At 64.2% G+C, this 14,933-nt stretch carries 14 protein-coding genes; 2 read left to right on the top strand and 12 right to left on the bottom strand.

Annotation, left to right across the window (positions count from 1 at the left end):
- Window positions 1-164 precede the first annotated feature (164 nt).
- Complete coding sequence (locus BW991_RS14185) at window positions 165-920, top strand: cytochrome c family protein (RefSeq protein ID WP_139335943.1); 756 nt, start codon at window positions 165-167, stop codon at window positions 918-920.
- A 264-nt stretch (window positions 921-1,184) separates the two neighbouring features.
- Here the strand turns inward: BW991_RS14185 and BW991_RS14190 are convergent, their stop codons facing one another.
- The 8 genes from BW991_RS14190 to BW991_RS14225 form a co-directional block, all read right to left on the bottom strand.
- The gene (locus tag BW991_RS14190; protein WP_076602769.1) at window positions 1,185-1,559 is read right to left on the bottom strand and encodes a RidA family protein; all 375 of its coding nucleotides are present in this window, start codon (window positions 1,557-1,559) and stop codon (window positions 1,185-1,187) included.
- Window positions 1,560-1,690: 131 nt separating this feature from the next.
- On the bottom strand, window positions 1,691-3,016 hold the full coding sequence (locus BW991_RS14195) for an MFS transporter (protein ID WP_076602770.1): 1,326 nt from the start codon (window positions 3,014-3,016) through the stop codon (window positions 1,691-1,693).
- A gap of 304 nt (window positions 3,017-3,320) precedes the next feature.
- Window positions 3,321-4,565 carry a M24 family metallopeptidase gene (locus tag BW991_RS14200; RefSeq protein WP_076602942.1) on the bottom strand — a complete coding sequence of 415 codons (1,245 nt, stop codon included), beginning with the start codon at window positions 4,563-4,565 and terminating at the stop codon, window positions 3,321-3,323.
- A gap of 186 nt (window positions 4,566-4,751) precedes the next feature.
- Window positions 4,752-5,840, bottom strand: coding sequence for an ABC transporter ATP-binding protein (locus tag BW991_RS14205; RefSeq protein ID WP_076602771.1), 1,089 nt, complete (start codon window positions 5,838-5,840; stop codon window positions 4,752-4,754).
- A gap of 8 nt (window positions 5,841-5,848) precedes the next feature.
- On the bottom strand, window positions 5,849-6,703 hold the full coding sequence (locus BW991_RS14210; protein WP_076602772.1) for an ABC transporter permease: 855 nt from the start codon (window positions 6,701-6,703) through the stop codon (window positions 5,849-5,851).
- The gene (locus tag BW991_RS14215; protein WP_076602773.1) at window positions 6,700-7,542 is read right to left on the bottom strand and encodes an ABC transporter permease; all 843 of its coding nucleotides are present in this window, start codon (window positions 7,540-7,542) and stop codon (window positions 6,700-6,702) included. The genes BW991_RS14210 and BW991_RS14215 overlap by 4 nt, the downstream gene beginning before the upstream one ends.
- A 60-nt stretch (window positions 7,543-7,602) precedes the next feature.
- Window positions 7,603-8,757, bottom strand: coding sequence for a polyamine ABC transporter substrate-binding protein (locus tag BW991_RS14220; RefSeq protein ID WP_076602774.1), 1,155 nt, complete (start codon window positions 8,755-8,757; stop codon window positions 7,603-7,605).
- A gap of 141 nt (window positions 8,758-8,898) precedes the next feature.
- Entirely contained in the window at window positions 8,899-9,663 is a 765-nt protein-coding gene (locus BW991_RS14225; RefSeq protein ID WP_076602775.1) for a hypothetical protein, read from the bottom strand.
- A gap of 52 nt (window positions 9,664-9,715) precedes the next feature.
- On the opposite strand from BW991_RS14225, the gene BW991_RS23885 reads away from it, so the two are divergent.
- Window positions 9,716-9,892, top strand: coding sequence for a hypothetical protein (locus BW991_RS23885; RefSeq protein ID WP_170879110.1), 177 nt, complete (start codon window positions 9,716-9,718; stop codon window positions 9,890-9,892).
- Between the two features lie 322 nt (window positions 9,893-10,214).
- Here BW991_RS23885 and BW991_RS14230 read toward each other — a convergent pair whose 3' ends face one another.
- The 4 genes from BW991_RS14230 to purU form a co-directional block, all read right to left on the bottom strand.
- Window positions 10,215-10,985: a creatininase gene (locus BW991_RS14230; RefSeq protein ID WP_076602776.1), complete on the bottom strand. Its 771-nt coding sequence runs from the start codon at window positions 10,983-10,985 to the stop codon at window positions 10,215-10,217.
- Window positions 10,986-11,065: 80 nt separating this feature from the next.
- The gene (locus BW991_RS14235) at window positions 11,066-12,448 is read right to left on the bottom strand and encodes a purine-cytosine permease family protein (protein WP_076602777.1); all 1,383 of its coding nucleotides are present in this window, start codon (window positions 12,446-12,448) and stop codon (window positions 11,066-11,068) included.
- Window positions 12,449-12,785: 337 nt separating this feature from the next.
- Complete coding sequence (locus BW991_RS14240; RefSeq protein WP_076602778.1) at window positions 12,786-13,817, bottom strand: GlxA family transcriptional regulator; 1,032 nt, start codon at window positions 13,815-13,817, stop codon at window positions 12,786-12,788.
- An 87-nt stretch (window positions 13,818-13,904) separates the two neighbouring features.
- Window positions 13,905-14,786, bottom strand: coding sequence for a formyltetrahydrofolate deformylase (gene purU, locus BW991_RS14245; protein ID WP_076602779.1), 882 nt, complete (start codon window positions 14,784-14,786; stop codon window positions 13,905-13,907).
- Window positions 14,787-14,933 lie beyond the last annotated feature (147 nt).

Consider the following 14,933-nt stretch of genomic DNA (forward strand, 5'->3'; position numbering starts at 1 on the left):
GCCAAAGTCCACGGGGATGATGTCGCGCCCCAGCCCATTCGGACAGTCCCTGGATCCGGTCGCTCATCGTCCGGACACGCTTCTGTCCTCCCACCGGTCCGCGTGCTAGAAATGATTAGCGACGTGTGCCGTTTGCATCATGACCATACCCAATGGAGGGGAATATGAAGCGACATCCATCAGGACTCGCCGTAGGCATCATGCGCGGCCTGGCGGCCACAGTCGTGCTGGTCGTACCAATGACCACCTCGGCCGATTCGGAGCAAGCGCGCAGCCAGGTGTGGGACATCGCGCGCGGCGGGCAACTCTACGACAACTGGGGCAAGGTGCTCGGCAAGGAACTGCCGGCCGAGACGCATCCGGCCTATCCCGCCAGCGGCAAGCAGAAGGGCGAGGCGACCTGGCGCTGCAAGGAGTGCCACGGCTGGGACTACAAGGGCGCAGACGGGGCCTACGGCAAGGGCTCCCACTACACCGGCATCAAGGGCCTGCGCGCGATGGTCGGCGCCGATCCGAAGGCGATCCTCAAGATCATCAGCGATGACAATCACCGCTATACGGAGGCGATGATCGGCCGCGGCGAGATGGAGAAACTGGCGCTCTTCGTGAGCCTCGGGCAGATCGACATGGACCAGCACATCGATCGGGCGACGCGGAAGTCGCGCGGCGAACCGGGCCGCGGCGCGCCGACCTACCAGACCATCTGCGCGGTGTGCCACGGTTTCGACGGCAAGACGCTGAACTTCAAGACGCCCGAGACCCCGGAATACGTCGGCACCATCGCGCGCGAGAATCCGTGGGAGTTCATGCACAAGGCCCGCTTCGGCCAGCCCGGCATCCCGATGATCTCGCTGATCACGCTGCCCGACACGACGCTCGCCGATCTGCTCGCGGTAGCGCAGACCCTGCCGGAGAAGTAGGTAGGAGGGAAACTGTAAATACACCTGTCACAACACTGCGCAACCGCCGGAGTCGGACTGGAAGATGTCCACAACCTGGGCGCGAAGTTCCAGTACAAGTCCGGCCCGGTGGATATCCAAGTCGGCTTCTATCCGACCGACGGTGGCGACTGGACCGGCACCTCGAAGGGCGCGAACCGTTACTTGGTCAATGTGGTGCATGCCGACGGCTACGTGACGGGTGCCAGCAATAACGACGAGCGCAACCTGTTCGTCGGCCGCCGATCAGCCCAAGACGGCAATCGCCTCGATTTCGACGCGCACGTCGCGCGGCAGCTTCGCGACCTGCACCGTCGAGCGCGCCGGGCGGTGCTCGCCGAAGGCCTCGGCGTACACCGCGTTCATATCGGCGAAGTCGCCGAGATCCTTCAGGAACACGGTCGTCTTGACGACGTGCGCGAGGCCGGCATCCGCTTGCGCAAGGATCGCTTCGAGGTTCGCAAACACTTGGCGGGTCTGCGTCGTGATGTCCTCGCCGGCGACCGACCCGTCGGCGGCGAGCGGGATCTGTCCCGAGACGAAGAGCAGGTTGCCGGCCTGCACGGCCGGGGAATACGGTCCGGCCGGCGATGCGGCGGAGGAAGCGGTGATGAATTTCATGGCTGGGGTCTCTGTGGGACTGGGGCGTCACCGGCGCCGGGCCGGTGACGTGGATCGTACATAGGCAGTCGGCCTGCGCGTCGCTTGCCGGCCTGCGACCTGTGCTTCTCCGGCAGCGACGCGATTCCCGCTCAGCTTCTCGCTTCGATGAAGTCCTCGCCCGAGTGCGCGCGCGTTGCGAGGATCGCGACCAGCGACACGACCGCGGCGCCGACCAGGTACCAGGCCGGCGCGAACGGGTTGCCGGTGTTCTTGATCAGCCACGTGCAGACGAACGGGGCGGTGCCGCCGAAAAGCGTGTTCGCAAGGTTGAAGCTCAACGCGAAGCCGCTGTAGCGCACCGTGGTCGGGAAGCTCTCGGCGAGGAAGCACGCGAGCGTGCCGTCGTTCATCGCGAGCAAGAGCCCGAACATGATCTGGATGGCCAGCATCATCTCGAAACTGGCCCCCGGCAGCGCCTCGAACAGCGTGACGCTCATGGCCATGAAACTCACCGACGCGAAGACCAGCATCGTCTTGCGCCCGAACATGTCGGATAGCTTGCCCATCAGGAAGATGAACCCGATGTAGGCCGTCAGCGAGATCGTCGCTGCCCGGAAGGACGCCGCCTCGCTCAGCCCCTGCTCCGTGCTGAGGTAGGTCGGCATGTACGACAGCAGCACATAGAAACCGACAGCGTTCAAGCTGGAAACGCCGAGCGCGACGAGCACCGTCCGGCGGTAGCGGGTAAGCAGCAGTCCGATCGGCGCAGCTTCCTTGTGCGCGTGCTTCGATTCCATCGCGCGGAACGCCGGCGTGTCCTCGAGGTTGGAGCGGATCCAGCGGCCGACCAGGCCGAAAGGCGCGGCGAGCAGGAAAGGCAGGCGCCAGCCCCACGAATGCATTTCCTCGGTCGTCAGCACCGTATGCATCCACGCGATGAGCAGCGAGCCGAACAGAAGCCCAGCCGCCGTGCTGGCGGGGACCAGGCTGGTGTACAGGCCACGCTTCTTCGGCGGTGCGTACTCCGCGATGAAGGCCGAAGCGCCGGCGTATTCACCCGACGCCGAAAACCCCTGCACCAGGCGGACGACTAACAGGAGAACCGGTGCCCAGATGCCGACCATCTCGTAACTGGGCAGAAAGGCTATGAGGAAAGTCGACCCCGACATGATCAGGATTGACAGCGAAAGGGCATCGCGACGACCGATACGGTCGCCGATGTGACCCCAGATCACCCCTCCGATCGGGCGCACAAAGAACGAGATCGCGAACACGGCGAAGGTCGACATCAATGCCGTCGCACGGTCCTCGCTGGGAAAGAACACCGCGGCGATGATGGTGGCGAGATAGCCATAGGCCGCGTAGTCGAACCATTCGACGAAATTGCCGATGAAGCTTCCGGCGGCGGCGCGACGCACGAGTCGCTGTTCGCTATCCACGGCGAACCCGCTCAGTACGGCTTGTTGTGTATTCATGTTGTCTCCACGAAACCAGGTGTGAATCCGTCCGACGCGCACGGCAAGCCACGGCGGGCCCGAAAGGCACGGGCGCGCGGGAGGTTGAATCCGGGTGATCAGGCAGCGTCGCTCCTGCCGCAACGGTGCGGCACGGAAGGCGGGTCGTCAGCGACCTCTTGGGGATCGACGCGAAGGGTGCTCTAGGACGAGACCCTGCGGCTTTTTTTCATGAGCGTGTCTCCGGTGTGATCGCCGCCCTCTTGCGGGGCAGTCATTTGTTTTGGCGGCCTGCCGCGGGCGCGACAGGCCTGATTCCGTCGACTTAGCGGCGGATGATGTTGTGCTCCGGCCCGTACTTGAAGCCGGTGATGTTTTCGGCGCCGTTCTCGGTCACGACGAGGATGTCGTGCTCGCGGTAGCCGCCCGCGCCGGGCATGCCTTGGGGCAGCATGATCATCGGCTCGATCGACACGACCATGTTCGGCTCGAGCACCGTGTCGATGTCCTCGCGGAATTCGAGGCCCGCCTCGCGGCCGTAGTAGTGCGACAGCACGCCGAAGGAGTGGCCGTAACCGAAGGTGCGGTACTGCAGCAGGCCGTGCTCGGCGAAGATCTCATTGAGCTGGGCGGCCACGTCGCAGCAGCGCACGCCCGGCTTCACGAGCTTGAGGCCGGCCTCGTGCACCTTGACGTTCACTTCCCACAGCTTGAGCGAGGCGTCGTCACAATGATCGTAGAACATCGTGCGCTCGAGCGCCGTGTAGTAGCCCGAGATCATCGAAAAGCAGTTCAGCGACAGGATGTCGCCCTTCTGCACCTTGCGTGTCGTGACCGGGTTGTGCGCGCCGTCGGTGTTGATGCCGGACTGGAACCAGGTCCAGGTGTCCATCAGTTCCGAATCGGGGAAGCGCTTGGCGATCTCGCGCACCATCGCCTGCGTGGAGGCGAGTGCGACTTCATGCTCGGGCACGCCTTCATGCACCGCCGCCGCCAGCGCTGCGCCGCCGACGTCGCACACTTGCGCGCCGTGCCTGATCAGCGCGATTTCCTCGGCCGACTTGACCATGCGCATGCGCATCGTCGGTGCGCCGATGTCGGTCAGCGCGACCGCCGGCAACGCCGCCTTCAGCTTCTCCAGGCGATCGACCGGGATGTGGTCGTACTCGACGCCCACGCGGCCCTTGTTGGGGATCTCCTGCTGGATCGCGCGGAAGTAGTTGTCGCGGCGCCAGTCGGTGTAGACGACGTTGTAGTCGCCCACCGTGCGACGCCACGGCTGGCCGCCGTCGATGTTGGCGCTGATCGAGACGACCTTCTCCTGCGTCACGACGAGGCCGTAGGGACGGCCGAACGAGCAGTACAGGAAGTCGCTGTAGTAGTTGATGTTGTGCATCGACGTGAACAGCACTGCGTCGATGTCGTTGGCCGCCATGTAAGCGCGCAGCTTCGCCTGGCGGTTGTGGAACTCCTGCTCGGAGAACGTGTGCTTCACCTTCTCGCCGTTCTCGATGCGCAGCAGGTCCTTCATCTCCTTGATCGACTGAATGCCGGTAACCAGATTCGTCATGTCCATCCGCTCCTGTTATATGTGGTGGGGTGTTCCGGATACCATCGCCGGTCGCCTAAGAACTTGCGCACCGACAACGTGAGTCCATGCTAGAGAAGGGACGGGGCCGCCAATTTCCGCACTTCGACGGGCGTTTGCGTGAAAACGACGACGGCGAAAATGCGCACGGAACGCGGCCCGCCGGGGTCAGGCGGCGCCGCCGAAAAAGTGCGCCGCAGCAGCTGGCCAGGACGCCACGACCGAGTCGCCCGGCTGCATGCCGAGGCAGTCGTAGGTCCTTTCGGGCAGGATGACCTTGAGGTCGTCCTCGATGCCGGGCACCTCCAGGAACAGCGTGACCATGTTGCCGATGAACTTGTGGCTCAGGAAACGCGCACGCACGTGGTTCTCGTGCCGTGGTTCGTCGCCGATCGCGATCTGGTCGGCATTGACGTAGAAGTCCGCCTGCGCCCCGTGCGAACCCGCGAAGTTGCCGCGCGACACGCTCATCCCCCCGGTCGCCGTGTTCAGCCGCACCGCCTGTTCCCCGACTTCCGCGACGCTCCCGCGCAGGATCGTCACGTTGCCGATGAATTCGGCGACGAAGCGGTTCGCCGGGTGACGGTAGATCGCCTGTGGCGAGCCGATCTGCTCCACCTTGCCGCGGCTCATGATCACGACGCGGTCGGCCATCGAGAAGGCCTCGGTCTGGCTGTGCGTGACATACACGAAGGTGATGCCCAGCTCGCGCTGCAGGGAGCGCAGCAAGGCCTGCATGCGCACGCTGAGGTGGGCGTCGAGCGCGCTCAGCGGCTCGTCGAGCAGCAGCACCTTGGGCTCGGTGACGAGCGCCCGCGCCAGCGCGACGCGTTGCCGCTGACCGCCCGAGAGCTGCATCACGTTGCGGCTCGCGAACTCGCCGAGCTCCAGCTTGTGCAGCCACGCCAGCGAGCGCCGATCGCGCTCCGCTTTCGCGACGCCGCGCATCTTCAGGCCGAAGCCGACGTTGTCGAGCACGCTCAGGAAGGGGAAGAGCGCGAGGCTCTGCCACACCAGCGGCAGGTCCCGCCGCCACGGCGGCAGACCCTTCTGCGACCGGCCCTCGAGGCGGATCTCCCCCTCGCTCGGCTCCTCCAGCCCCGCCAGCATGCGCAGCATGGTCGTCTTGCCGCAGCCGCTCGAACCCATGATCGCGAGGAATTCGCCCTCGCCGATGCTGAACGAGGTGTCGGTCACCGCCGTGTAGTCGCCGAACCTCTTCGATACGCGATCGATCTCTACCAGTGCTTCACTCATGATCACTCTCACAAAGACAAACCGTTGTTGGAGACCAGCGCACCTGCTGCCGGCTGAGCGGGGGCCTCGGCGGCTGCGCGTTTCGCCTTGCCCATGCCGGAAAAGGCCATTCCGATTGCAACCAGGAAGATCGAGGAGGTGAATACCGCCGTGCCGATCGCGTTGATCACGGGACTGACCTGCCCCTGCAGGAACACCAGCACGCGCACCGGAACCGTCTCGTTGAGGCCCGACACGAACCACGCGACGGCGAATTCGTCGAAAGACACCGCCGCGGTGATCAGGAAGGCGGCGACCAGGCTCTGCTTGCAGAAGGGCAGGACGACGTACCACAGGGTCTGCGCCGGGGACGCCCGCAGGTTCCACGAGGCCTCCTCCAGCGCGCTGTCCATCTGCGCCAGACGCAGCCGGATCATCGCCATCGCGAAGGGCAAGGCGATGACGACGTGGCTGATCAGCACGGCCCAGACCTCCCCGGCGAGGCTCATGCGGGAGAGGTAGGACAGCATCCCCAGCCCCATGATGACGGCGGGGATCGTCGGCGGCAGCAGCATCAGCAGGCTGAACAGCGACTTGCCGCGGAAATCGAAGCGGAAGTCGCAGTAGGCCGCGCAGAAGCCGAGGATCGTCGACAGCAGCGCCACGGGGATCGACACCATCACGCTGCGCTGGAACGCCTCGATGACCAGCGGATCGGTGAAGGTTCCGCCATACCATTCCGTCGTGAATCCCTTCAGCGGCAAGGACGGGAAGCGATCCGCGTTGAACGAGAACACCAGGCTGGCGGCGATCGGCGCCAGGATGAAAAGGAAGGTGTAGCCCGTATAAGCCCACCCGAACCAGCGGCCGAGTCTCAGCATCATTTGCGCCTCCCGTAGGCAAGCCGCACCGCCGCAAGGGAGGTGACGACGAGGGTGAGGATCATCACGATCGCGACCACCGCGGCACGCGGCCACTGCTGGCCGGATTTGGTGGTGTCGATGATCAGGTTGCTCAGCGTCGGCGGTGCACCGCCGCCGAGATAGGTGGGCGCGACGAAATCACCGAAGGCGAGGATGAACGCGAAGAGCGCCCCCACGACCAGCGAGGGTTTCGCCAGCGGCATGATCACCTCGAACAGCGTCCGCACCGGCCCGGCGCGCAGGTTATGCGCCGCTTCGATCAGGTTGCGGTCGATCTGCGCCAGCCCCATCGTCTGCACCAGCGTCACGAGCGGCAGCGCCAGCGTCACGTAGCCGACGAGCGAACCGAAGTCGGAATTGAGCATCGGCAGCCCGTCCAGGCCCACGAGCGCGAGCAAGGCATTGACGATGCCGTTGTCCGCGAGGAAGGCCTGCCACGAATACACGCGCACCAGGTAGCTGGTGAAGAACGGCACCACCAGGAACATCAGCGCGAGCTTGCGCGTGCGCTCCGACACGGTGAACGCGAGGCTGCAGGCCGCAGGAAAGGAACAGCAGGTCGTGACGACCGCCGCGCCCAGCGCCAGGGACCACGTATGGCCGTAGGCCGACCAGAAGGAGCTGCGGCTCAGCATGAAGTCCCAGTTCTTGAGGGTCATGTCCGGTTCCAGCCGGAAATTGACGACACTCCAGAACGAGATGACGAAAAGGAAAAGCAGCGGCAGCAGGAAAAAGGTCAGCTGCCACAGCAGCGGTGGCAGCAACAGCGGCCACCTCCGACGGCTGGAATTCGACGACATGGCGATGGCTCCGGGATGCCGCCGGACGGGCCCGCGACCCGTCCGGCGAAGCGGGAAGGGTCAGGCTTTTTCCTTGTACTCGGACCAGAAGTCGTTCCAGTCCTCGATACTCTGCTGCACGGGCAGCTGGCGGAAGACGATTTTCCCGGAGCGGATGTCGTCCATCACATTGTGCCCCTGCAACACCATGCCCTGCCGGCGCGCCTCGGCCGGATCGCTCTGCCCCAGCAGCTCCCAGCCCTTGCGGTTCGGGATCAGCGCCGGATACGCCGCCATCTTCGCGGACTTCACCTGACCCTGTGCGGAGGTGATGTACTGGATGAACGCGTTGGCGAGGTCACGGTTGCGCGTGCCCTTGCCGATCGACAGGGACTCGGTCCACTGCAGGCCGCCCTCGTCCGGAACGACCGAGCTCACCTTCGCCCCCGAGCGCGCGAGCGTGCCGGTGATCCAGTCGCCGATGCCGCACACCAGCTGGAGCTGCCCGTTTTTCAGGCCGCTGAAGGTGCCGCCGTAGTCGAAGAAGCCGGCGACCTGGGGACGCAGGCTCTTCATCACGGTCTTGAGCTTCGAGAACTGGTCCGCCTCGAGCTTGTAGGGCGCCTTGTGGCCCGCGTACAGGCTCATCTCGCCCATGTTCGGCAGATACCAGTCGAAGTGCCCCACCTTGCCCTTGTAGGCCGGGTCCCAGTACACCTTGAACGAGCGCGCCTTGCTCTCCGGCACCGCATCGGTGTTGTACGCGACGCCGAGGAAGCCGAAGCGGACCATCACGGCGTACAGGTCGTTGCCGTCCCAGTGCCCGGGAAACTTCTGGAACTCGGGGAAATAGTCGTCGAACGCGTAGTCCTTCGCCTCGAGCCGCTCGAGGTAGCCCGCCTTGCGCAGCTGCGGCACGTACTCCGCGTCGGACAGGATCAGGTCGTAGGTCCCGGCCGGCGACTGCGAGATCAGCGCCAGCATGTTGTCGCCGCCGGTGTAGTACTTCGGCTTCACCTTGACGTTGTACTTGGCCTCGAACTCGGCAACGATGTCCGGCTCGGCATGGCCGTACCACGCCAGCATGGTCAGCGTACGCGGCTGACCGGCGCTTTGCGCACTACTGTTCGCGGACACGAGCGACAGTGGCAATGCGCTGCCGACTGCGAGGGCGCTGCTGCCCTGCAGGAAGCGACGGCGGAACGGCGACTGCAGGTTCTTGTCTTCCTCTTTCATTTCGATCTCCTTTGGCACGAACGGATCGGCAGGCCGCGGCGGCTGCGGCAGCTCTCCTGACCAGACGACGAATCTTCGGAATACATTGGCAATCGGCCGTCAACCTGCATGCGGCGGCGGCCGATCGTGGTCGGCGGAAAATCAGAAGTTCCAACGCACCTGCAGCGTCGGCGTGGTGCGCGAGTACGTACCCCCGCCTTCGCCAGGCGTCTTCTTGTACGTCGCGTATTCGTGCCGATAGCCGATGTCGAAATGCTTGTTGAGTTTCAGCCACAGGTCGGGCTGAACGAAGATGGTGTTGTCGCGCTGCTTGTTGTTGAAGTTCACGAGCAGCAACGGCGACCAGGTGAGTTTGAACCCGCCGATCTCGAACGGCAGCATCGCGAACGTGCGCCAGAACAGCGTGTGGATGTCCTTTCCTCCGTCCCCGGTAAACCTCGCGCTGCGTGCGTAGAAGTCGGTTTCGAAGAAGCTGAAACCCGGCACTTTCAGGTCGAAGGCAACGCCGAAATTGTTCGCACGGAAATTCGCATAGGAACCCCGTTCGAGGCGCGCCGCGAGATTCACGTCCGCAATGAATCCGAACGAGAGATTCGCGCCGGTGATCTTGGAGAGGCTCAGCCGCGGATTCCACACGCCGAAATACTGGTCCTTGGTCTGCTCCCCGAAGGAACCTGCGCCGAAGCCGAAAAAGCTGCCGACTTCCTTGCCATGATAGGTATCGAAGAAGAAATAATTGTCGCCGTATTCATGCACGCCGAAATGTTCGAGGCGCACGGTCGTCAATTTCTTGTCGGCCGTGCCGGTGCCGAAGACGGGATCGAATTTGGATTCCGTCGTATACCCGACGGTCACGTTGGTGTTCTGCCAGCTTTCCGTGGCGAACGCATTTTTCGCTGCGACCATCCCTAGAGCGACACAGCAGCCCGCAATAAAGGCGGAGCCGGATTTCCGTCCAATGCTCTTCATTCGCTTTCCTTTGGTGTTAATTCATTGTTTTGATTACCGTGGCGCGACTGCTTTTGCAGTTCTCAATGGGCCATCCGGAATGTTTTTGCTCGACACGCGAATCGATCTGCGCAAATCCCTCCTCTTCAAACTCGAGTCGCAAGCGCCTGCGGCGCACCCTGACTGATCCGGCCGATTTGTTGCTGTACTTTTCGGGATCAGGTGGAGGCAAGTATGGAAATGCGCAGCCCCGACGCATTTCCTGATATCGACGCGCCTTGTCGTGCTGACGACATCGGGCCGGCAGTCGAAAATCAGCGGATAATTGGAGTTCGGCAACCCATCGTTGGATCAGCGGAGCGGGGCCAATACGGGCTCCCGGCGATCACGACGAATTGCGGACGGGTGCGGGGCGTAAACGGCAATCGGCCCTGCCTGCGTCGTCGCATGACGCAGACAGGGTCGATTTCAATTCAGCGACGACGCCCGGGCGGCGCGCCGCGGCAGGATCACTCGAAGGCGGACATCAATTCCGTGCTGATGCCGTCGACGCAAACCTTCAGCAAGGTTTCGCCATGCTGTGCGCTCGCGCGCTTCGCCGATGACAGGCAACCGGAAGCCGGAGTCCATTCGGGCTTGATCGGGAAGAAGTCATAGGGCGGGAATTGCGCCGGCGCGTGGTCGCAGACCTTTTCCATATCCACGAGCTGCGGATGCAGATGAAGCATCAGCGAAGTCTCCAGCACGCCCCCATGTTCGACCGCCCAACCCGGAAACTCGCCCTGGTAGATCGCGTCGATCGCCTCCTGGGTCACGAAATCCCAATACGACAGGACGACCGTGGAGAAATCGCGGATGCCGTCCCAGCGCAATTCCCGTTGTGCGAGATCGACCCCCTCGACGATGAAGGCCGAATTCTCGTAATGGCCATTGACCAGCACCGTGCGGCGCACACCGTGGCGCGCGAGTTCCTTGAGCACGTCGCGGATCGTGCAGGTCACCGTCATGCCGTCGAGACTGGTCGTCCCCGGCATGTGGTTGCCGCCCCCGCTCTTCTGCTGCGACTTGTAGCCGTAGGCGATGGGCGGCGCGACGAGTGCGCCGATGCGCTCCGCGACCCGTTCCGAGATGGCGGTGGGAAGCAGCACGTCCGGGTTCATCGACATGTGGGGGCCGTGTTGCTCGAGCGCGCCGACCGGGATCAAGACCGGGGTCCGGCCGTCGCGGACCCGGGCATCGTATTCCGGCCAGGCGAGCTCGGAAATGTGAACACTCTTCATTCATTCGTCTCCTCGTGCCGGCCCGACCACCTGCCCTGCCGGCAGTCGTGTGTCGGGCCGAGTCTGTCAATCAATGCTGCTCAGGCGCGTTTCATCACCCGCGACTGTGCCGGGACGCCCTTCACCGCAACCAGCAGCAGGTAGGCCACCGCGGTGACCGCAATGGCGGGCAGCGAGGCCGTCGTGACGATGGCGATTTCCTTGAACCCGTAGTGCAGCAGATAGAACACCGCCAGTCCGGCGATCATTGCGACCCACCCGCAGATGTTCCAGTCGCCCAGCGCACTCAGCGTGCGCCCGAGACGGTCCTCGCCGGCAAAGAGATCCTCGTCGCGCACGCGCGCCCGCCGCACCACGAAATAATCGAGTACGACGAGGGTCCACAAGGGGATGAAAACGCCGCCCACGATGCCGAGGAAGAACTCGAAGTAGTGGATGAAGCTGTCGAACACCAGCGGCAGGAAGCACATCACCAGTTGCAGGATCGCGATGAAGTACAGGAATTTGCGCGGATTCGACGTGCGTGCAGCCCCGACCAGTCCCATCCCCGCACCGTAAAGAACCGTGACGTTGGTGCTCACCGTGGCGAAGAAGACCACGAGGAAGGCCACCATGCCCAGGCCGAGCGAAGCGATGGTCGAGCTCGGGTCGGCGTTGTTCGGATCGAAGACGCCCGTTTCGAGGACGACGCCGATGACGCCGATCGCACCGACCAGCATGAACCACCCCTGCCCCAGGTTCACGCCCAGCCAGCTGCCGACGGTGGCCGAGGCGGAACTCTTCGAGAAACGCGAGAAGTCGCAGATCTGCGCCCAGCCCCAGCAGAACCCGAACGCCAGATCGATGTAGAACGCCGGCGAATGCTGGGCCGCCGGCAGGGTGAAGTTCGCGATCTTGTCGTAGTCCCAATGCTCGAGCACGACCTTCGTCTCCCAGATGCCGAGCACGAGCAACAGCACCACCGCCAGCCATTCCAGGTACTTGATCGCACTGTGGCCGATGCACACGATGATGCCCTGCAGCAGCGCCGTCACGAGGATGCCGGCGACCAGCGGCCAGGTGGAACCCGGCGAACCATAGGCAGGCCAGTCGAACATCGCGTGGAACACGTGCGTCAGCGAGATCGCGGCGATGAAGGTGTTGATGCTGGGCCAGCCGATCAGCCCGAGGAATTCGCCGATGCCCATGAAGCGCGCGCCCTTCACGCCGAGCGCGGGAATCGTCGACGTCACCGTGGACGCCCCGTGCTTCCACCCGATCCACGCCACCATCGCCCACGGGATCATCATCAGCGGCAGGTACACGGCGCTGTACCACCACACGAACGACATCCCGAGCGCGGCCGCCATGCCGCCGAAAACCCACGATCCCGTGTTGACCCCGGATCCGAACCACGTGAATACCGTGTCGACGAACCCGTATTCCCGCTTGTCGTGCGGGATTCTCGCTGTTCCGTACTCCATCGTACTGCCTCCTTTGTGTGGCCTTGCTGTCTTGTATTTGTTTTGCCGCTTCGCCCCCGAAGGGGCGATGCGGTGATGCCGGGAGTCTTTGTGTACCCGCTCCCTGGTCATCCTGCACTGCTGGCATGGCTCGTCACGCAAGACCGCGCTCGGTACCGCCGCCAGACCGGCTGTATTTAACCCTATCCTAGTGACGGGCGTCCCGCGTTGATATCCGGCTGCCGACAGTCTGTTTCGTGAAAACGACGTAAAAAAACCTCCGGCCGAAACCGGCCGGAGGCGCGCAACCCGGTCGCGGAACGACCGTGGGAGAGGGGAACCGAGGGCGTGACGGGACTCAGGCCGGCTTGGCCGACCCTGCCGCGTCTCCAGTGTGACGCCGGCGCTCGGCGCTCGGCGAGATGCCGAAGCCGGCGTGGTAGCGATGCGAGAAATGCGCGAAGGACACGAATCCGCAGGCCATCACGATGTCGGCGATCGGACGGTTGGTGCGCGTAAGAAGCTGGCGCGCGCGCTCGAGGCGGATCTGCAGGTAGTACTGCCGCGGCGTGCAGTTGAGCGTCTCGCGGAAAAGGCGTTCGAGCTGGCGCGCCGAGAACTGCATGTGCGCCGCCAGTTCCTCCATCGACAGCGGTTCCTCGATGTTGCACTCCATCAGCTTGATCGCCTCGACGAGCTTGGGATGCGACGCGTTGGAGACGTCGCGCAGCGAGGTCTTCTGCTTCTCGTCCGGGCCGCGGCACTCGTAGATCAGCAGCTCGGCCACCGCCTTCGCCACCTTGCGCCCTCCTCCGCCGAGGCCGATCAGGTGGATCATCATCTCCACTGGCGCGATGCCGCCGCTGCATGAGCAGCGGTTGCGGTCGACCTCGTAGAGCTTGTTCGACACGACCAGGCGCGGGAAACGGTCGAGCAGCGCATCCATGTCCTCCCAATGGATCGTGCTGCGATGTCCGTCGAGCAGCCCCGCGCAGGCGAGGAAATAACTGCCCGTATCCACCCCGCCGAGCGCGACGCCGCGGCCCGCGAGCGTGCGCAGCCAGCGCTGGATCGGCTCGGTGCCGGCGATCGGCAGCGGATTCGGGCCGACGACGAAGACGCCGTCGAGGTCGCCCGCATCGGCCGCCGCATGGTCGGGCTGAACGCAGATGCCGGCACTCGAACGCACCGGCTCGCCGTCCATCGTGATCGTCACGAACTCATACAGCTTCCTGCGCGCGACCATGTTCGCAAGACGCAGGGGATCGACCGCCGCGCCGAAGCCGATCAGCGTGAAGTCGGGAACAAGGAGAAAGCCGAAGCGGATCGGCGCGTCGCCGCCGCGCCCGGCCCAGTGGCCCGGCCCGTGGCCGGGAGTCGCGTTGCTCATCGAGATACCCTGAAAGTCGTAGTTTCTGGTCGAAGTCTATACGCACCGCCGGCGCCATCAAGACGCCGACCGACGGAATCGACACGATCAGGGCAGGACGACCGTACGGGTGCCGTTGAGGAAGACGCGACGCTCGACGTGATACAGCACGGCCCGCGCGAGCGCCTGGCATTCCATGTCGCGACCGACCGAGAGCAACTGTTCGGCACTGTGCGCGTGCGTCACACGGTCGACCACCTGCTCGATGATCGGCCCCTCGTCGAGGTCCGTCGTCACGTAGTGGGCCGTCGCGCCGATCAGCTTCACGCCGCGCGCATGCGCCTGGTGATACGGCTTCGCCCCCTTGAATCCGGGCAGGAAGGAATGATGAATGTTGATCGCGCGACCATCGAGACGCCTGCACAGGTCCTCGCTCAGCACCTGCATGTAGCGCGCCAGCACCACCAGCTCGGCGCCCGTCTCGTCGACGATCCCCATCAGCTTCGCTTCCTGCTGCGGCTTGGTCTCGGCCGTCACGGGGACATGGTGGAACGGCAGGCCATCGGCCGCGGCGAGGAATTCCAGGTCGGGATGATTCGACACGATACCGACGATGTCGATAGGCAGCTCCCCGATGCGCCAGCGATAGAGCAGGTCGCGCAGGCAGTGATCGAGCTTCGACACCATGATCAGGACCTTGGGCCGCGCGCACAGCGCGTGCATCGCCCAGTCCATGTCGAAACGCTTCGCCAGCGGCGCGAACTCATGGCGCAGGGTCGCCACGTCGACCGCGCCCTCGCGCTCGCCCTCGGTTTCGCGGCTGAACACGCAGCGCACGAAGAAGCGATCGCTGAGGTCGTCGTCGAAGCACGAGAACTCGTTGATGTAGCAGCCCTGACGATCAAGGAAGCCGGAAATCGCGGCGACCTGCCCTGCGGCGCTGGCGCAGGCAACGGTCAGCGTCCAGCGCTTTTGTTGTGTGTCGTGCATGTCTCTCCTCCTGTAATGCGCCCTCAAGTTACGTGAGTCGCCAGGAGGCCACTTGTCTGCACGCGACAGCAGATCCACGGTTTTCGACGCCGCGCGCTCATCGAATCGGCGCACCCGTCGCGTCGAATGCGTCATCGTTGATGCAGC

It is taken from the genome of Aromatoleum tolulyticum, assembly GCF_900156155.1.
Lineage (GTDB): Bacteria > Pseudomonadota > Gammaproteobacteria > Burkholderiales > Rhodocyclaceae > Aromatoleum > Aromatoleum tolulyticum.

Excerpts from the sequence above, each read along its gene's own strand:
- BW991_RS14185 (WP_139335943.1), top strand. The coding sequence starts at position 165 with ATGAAGCGACATCCATCAGGACTCGCCGTAGGCATCATGCGCGGCCTG.
- BW991_RS14190 (WP_076602769.1), bottom strand. The coding sequence starts at position 1,559 with ATGAAATTCATCACCGCTTCCTCCGCCGCATCGCCGGCCGGACCGTAT.
- BW991_RS14195 (WP_076602770.1), bottom strand. The coding sequence starts at position 3,016 with ATGAATACACAACAAGCCGTACTGAGCGGGTTCGCCGTGGATAGCGAA.
- BW991_RS14200 (WP_076602942.1), bottom strand. The coding sequence starts at position 4,565 with ATGACGAATCTGGTTACCGGCATTCAGTCGATCAAGGAGATGAAGGAC.
- BW991_RS14205 (WP_076602771.1), bottom strand. The coding sequence starts at position 5,840 with ATGAGTGAAGCACTGGTAGAGATCGATCGCGTATCGAAGAGGTTCGGC.
- BW991_RS14210 (WP_076602772.1), bottom strand. The coding sequence starts at position 6,703 with ATGATGCTGAGACTCGGCCGCTGGTTCGGGTGGGCTTATACGGGCTAC.
- BW991_RS14215 (WP_076602773.1), bottom strand. The coding sequence starts at position 7,542 with ATGTCGTCGAATTCCAGCCGTCGGAGGTGGCCGCTGTTGCTGCCACCG.
- BW991_RS14220 (WP_076602774.1), bottom strand. The coding sequence starts at position 8,757 with ATGAAAGAGGAAGACAAGAACCTGCAGTCGCCGTTCCGCCGTCGCTTC.
- BW991_RS14225 (WP_076602775.1), bottom strand. The coding sequence starts at position 9,663 with ATGGTCGCAGCGAAAAATGCGTTCGCCACGGAAAGCTGGCAGAACACC.
- BW991_RS23885 (WP_170879110.1), top strand. The coding sequence starts at position 9,716 with ATGCTCTTCATTCGCTTTCCTTTGGTGTTAATTCATTGTTTTGATTAC.
- BW991_RS14230 (WP_076602776.1), bottom strand. The coding sequence starts at position 10,985 with ATGAAGAGTGTTCACATTTCCGAGCTCGCCTGGCCGGAATACGATGCC.
- BW991_RS14235 (WP_076602777.1), bottom strand. The coding sequence starts at position 12,448 with ATGGAGTACGGAACAGCGAGAATCCCGCACGACAAGCGGGAATACGGG.
- BW991_RS14240 (WP_076602778.1), bottom strand. The coding sequence starts at position 13,817 with ATGAGCAACGCGACTCCCGGCCACGGGCCGGGCCACTGGGCCGGGCGC.
- purU (WP_076602779.1), bottom strand. The coding sequence starts at position 14,786 with ATGCACGACACACAACAAAAGCGCTGGACGCTGACCGTTGCCTGCGCC.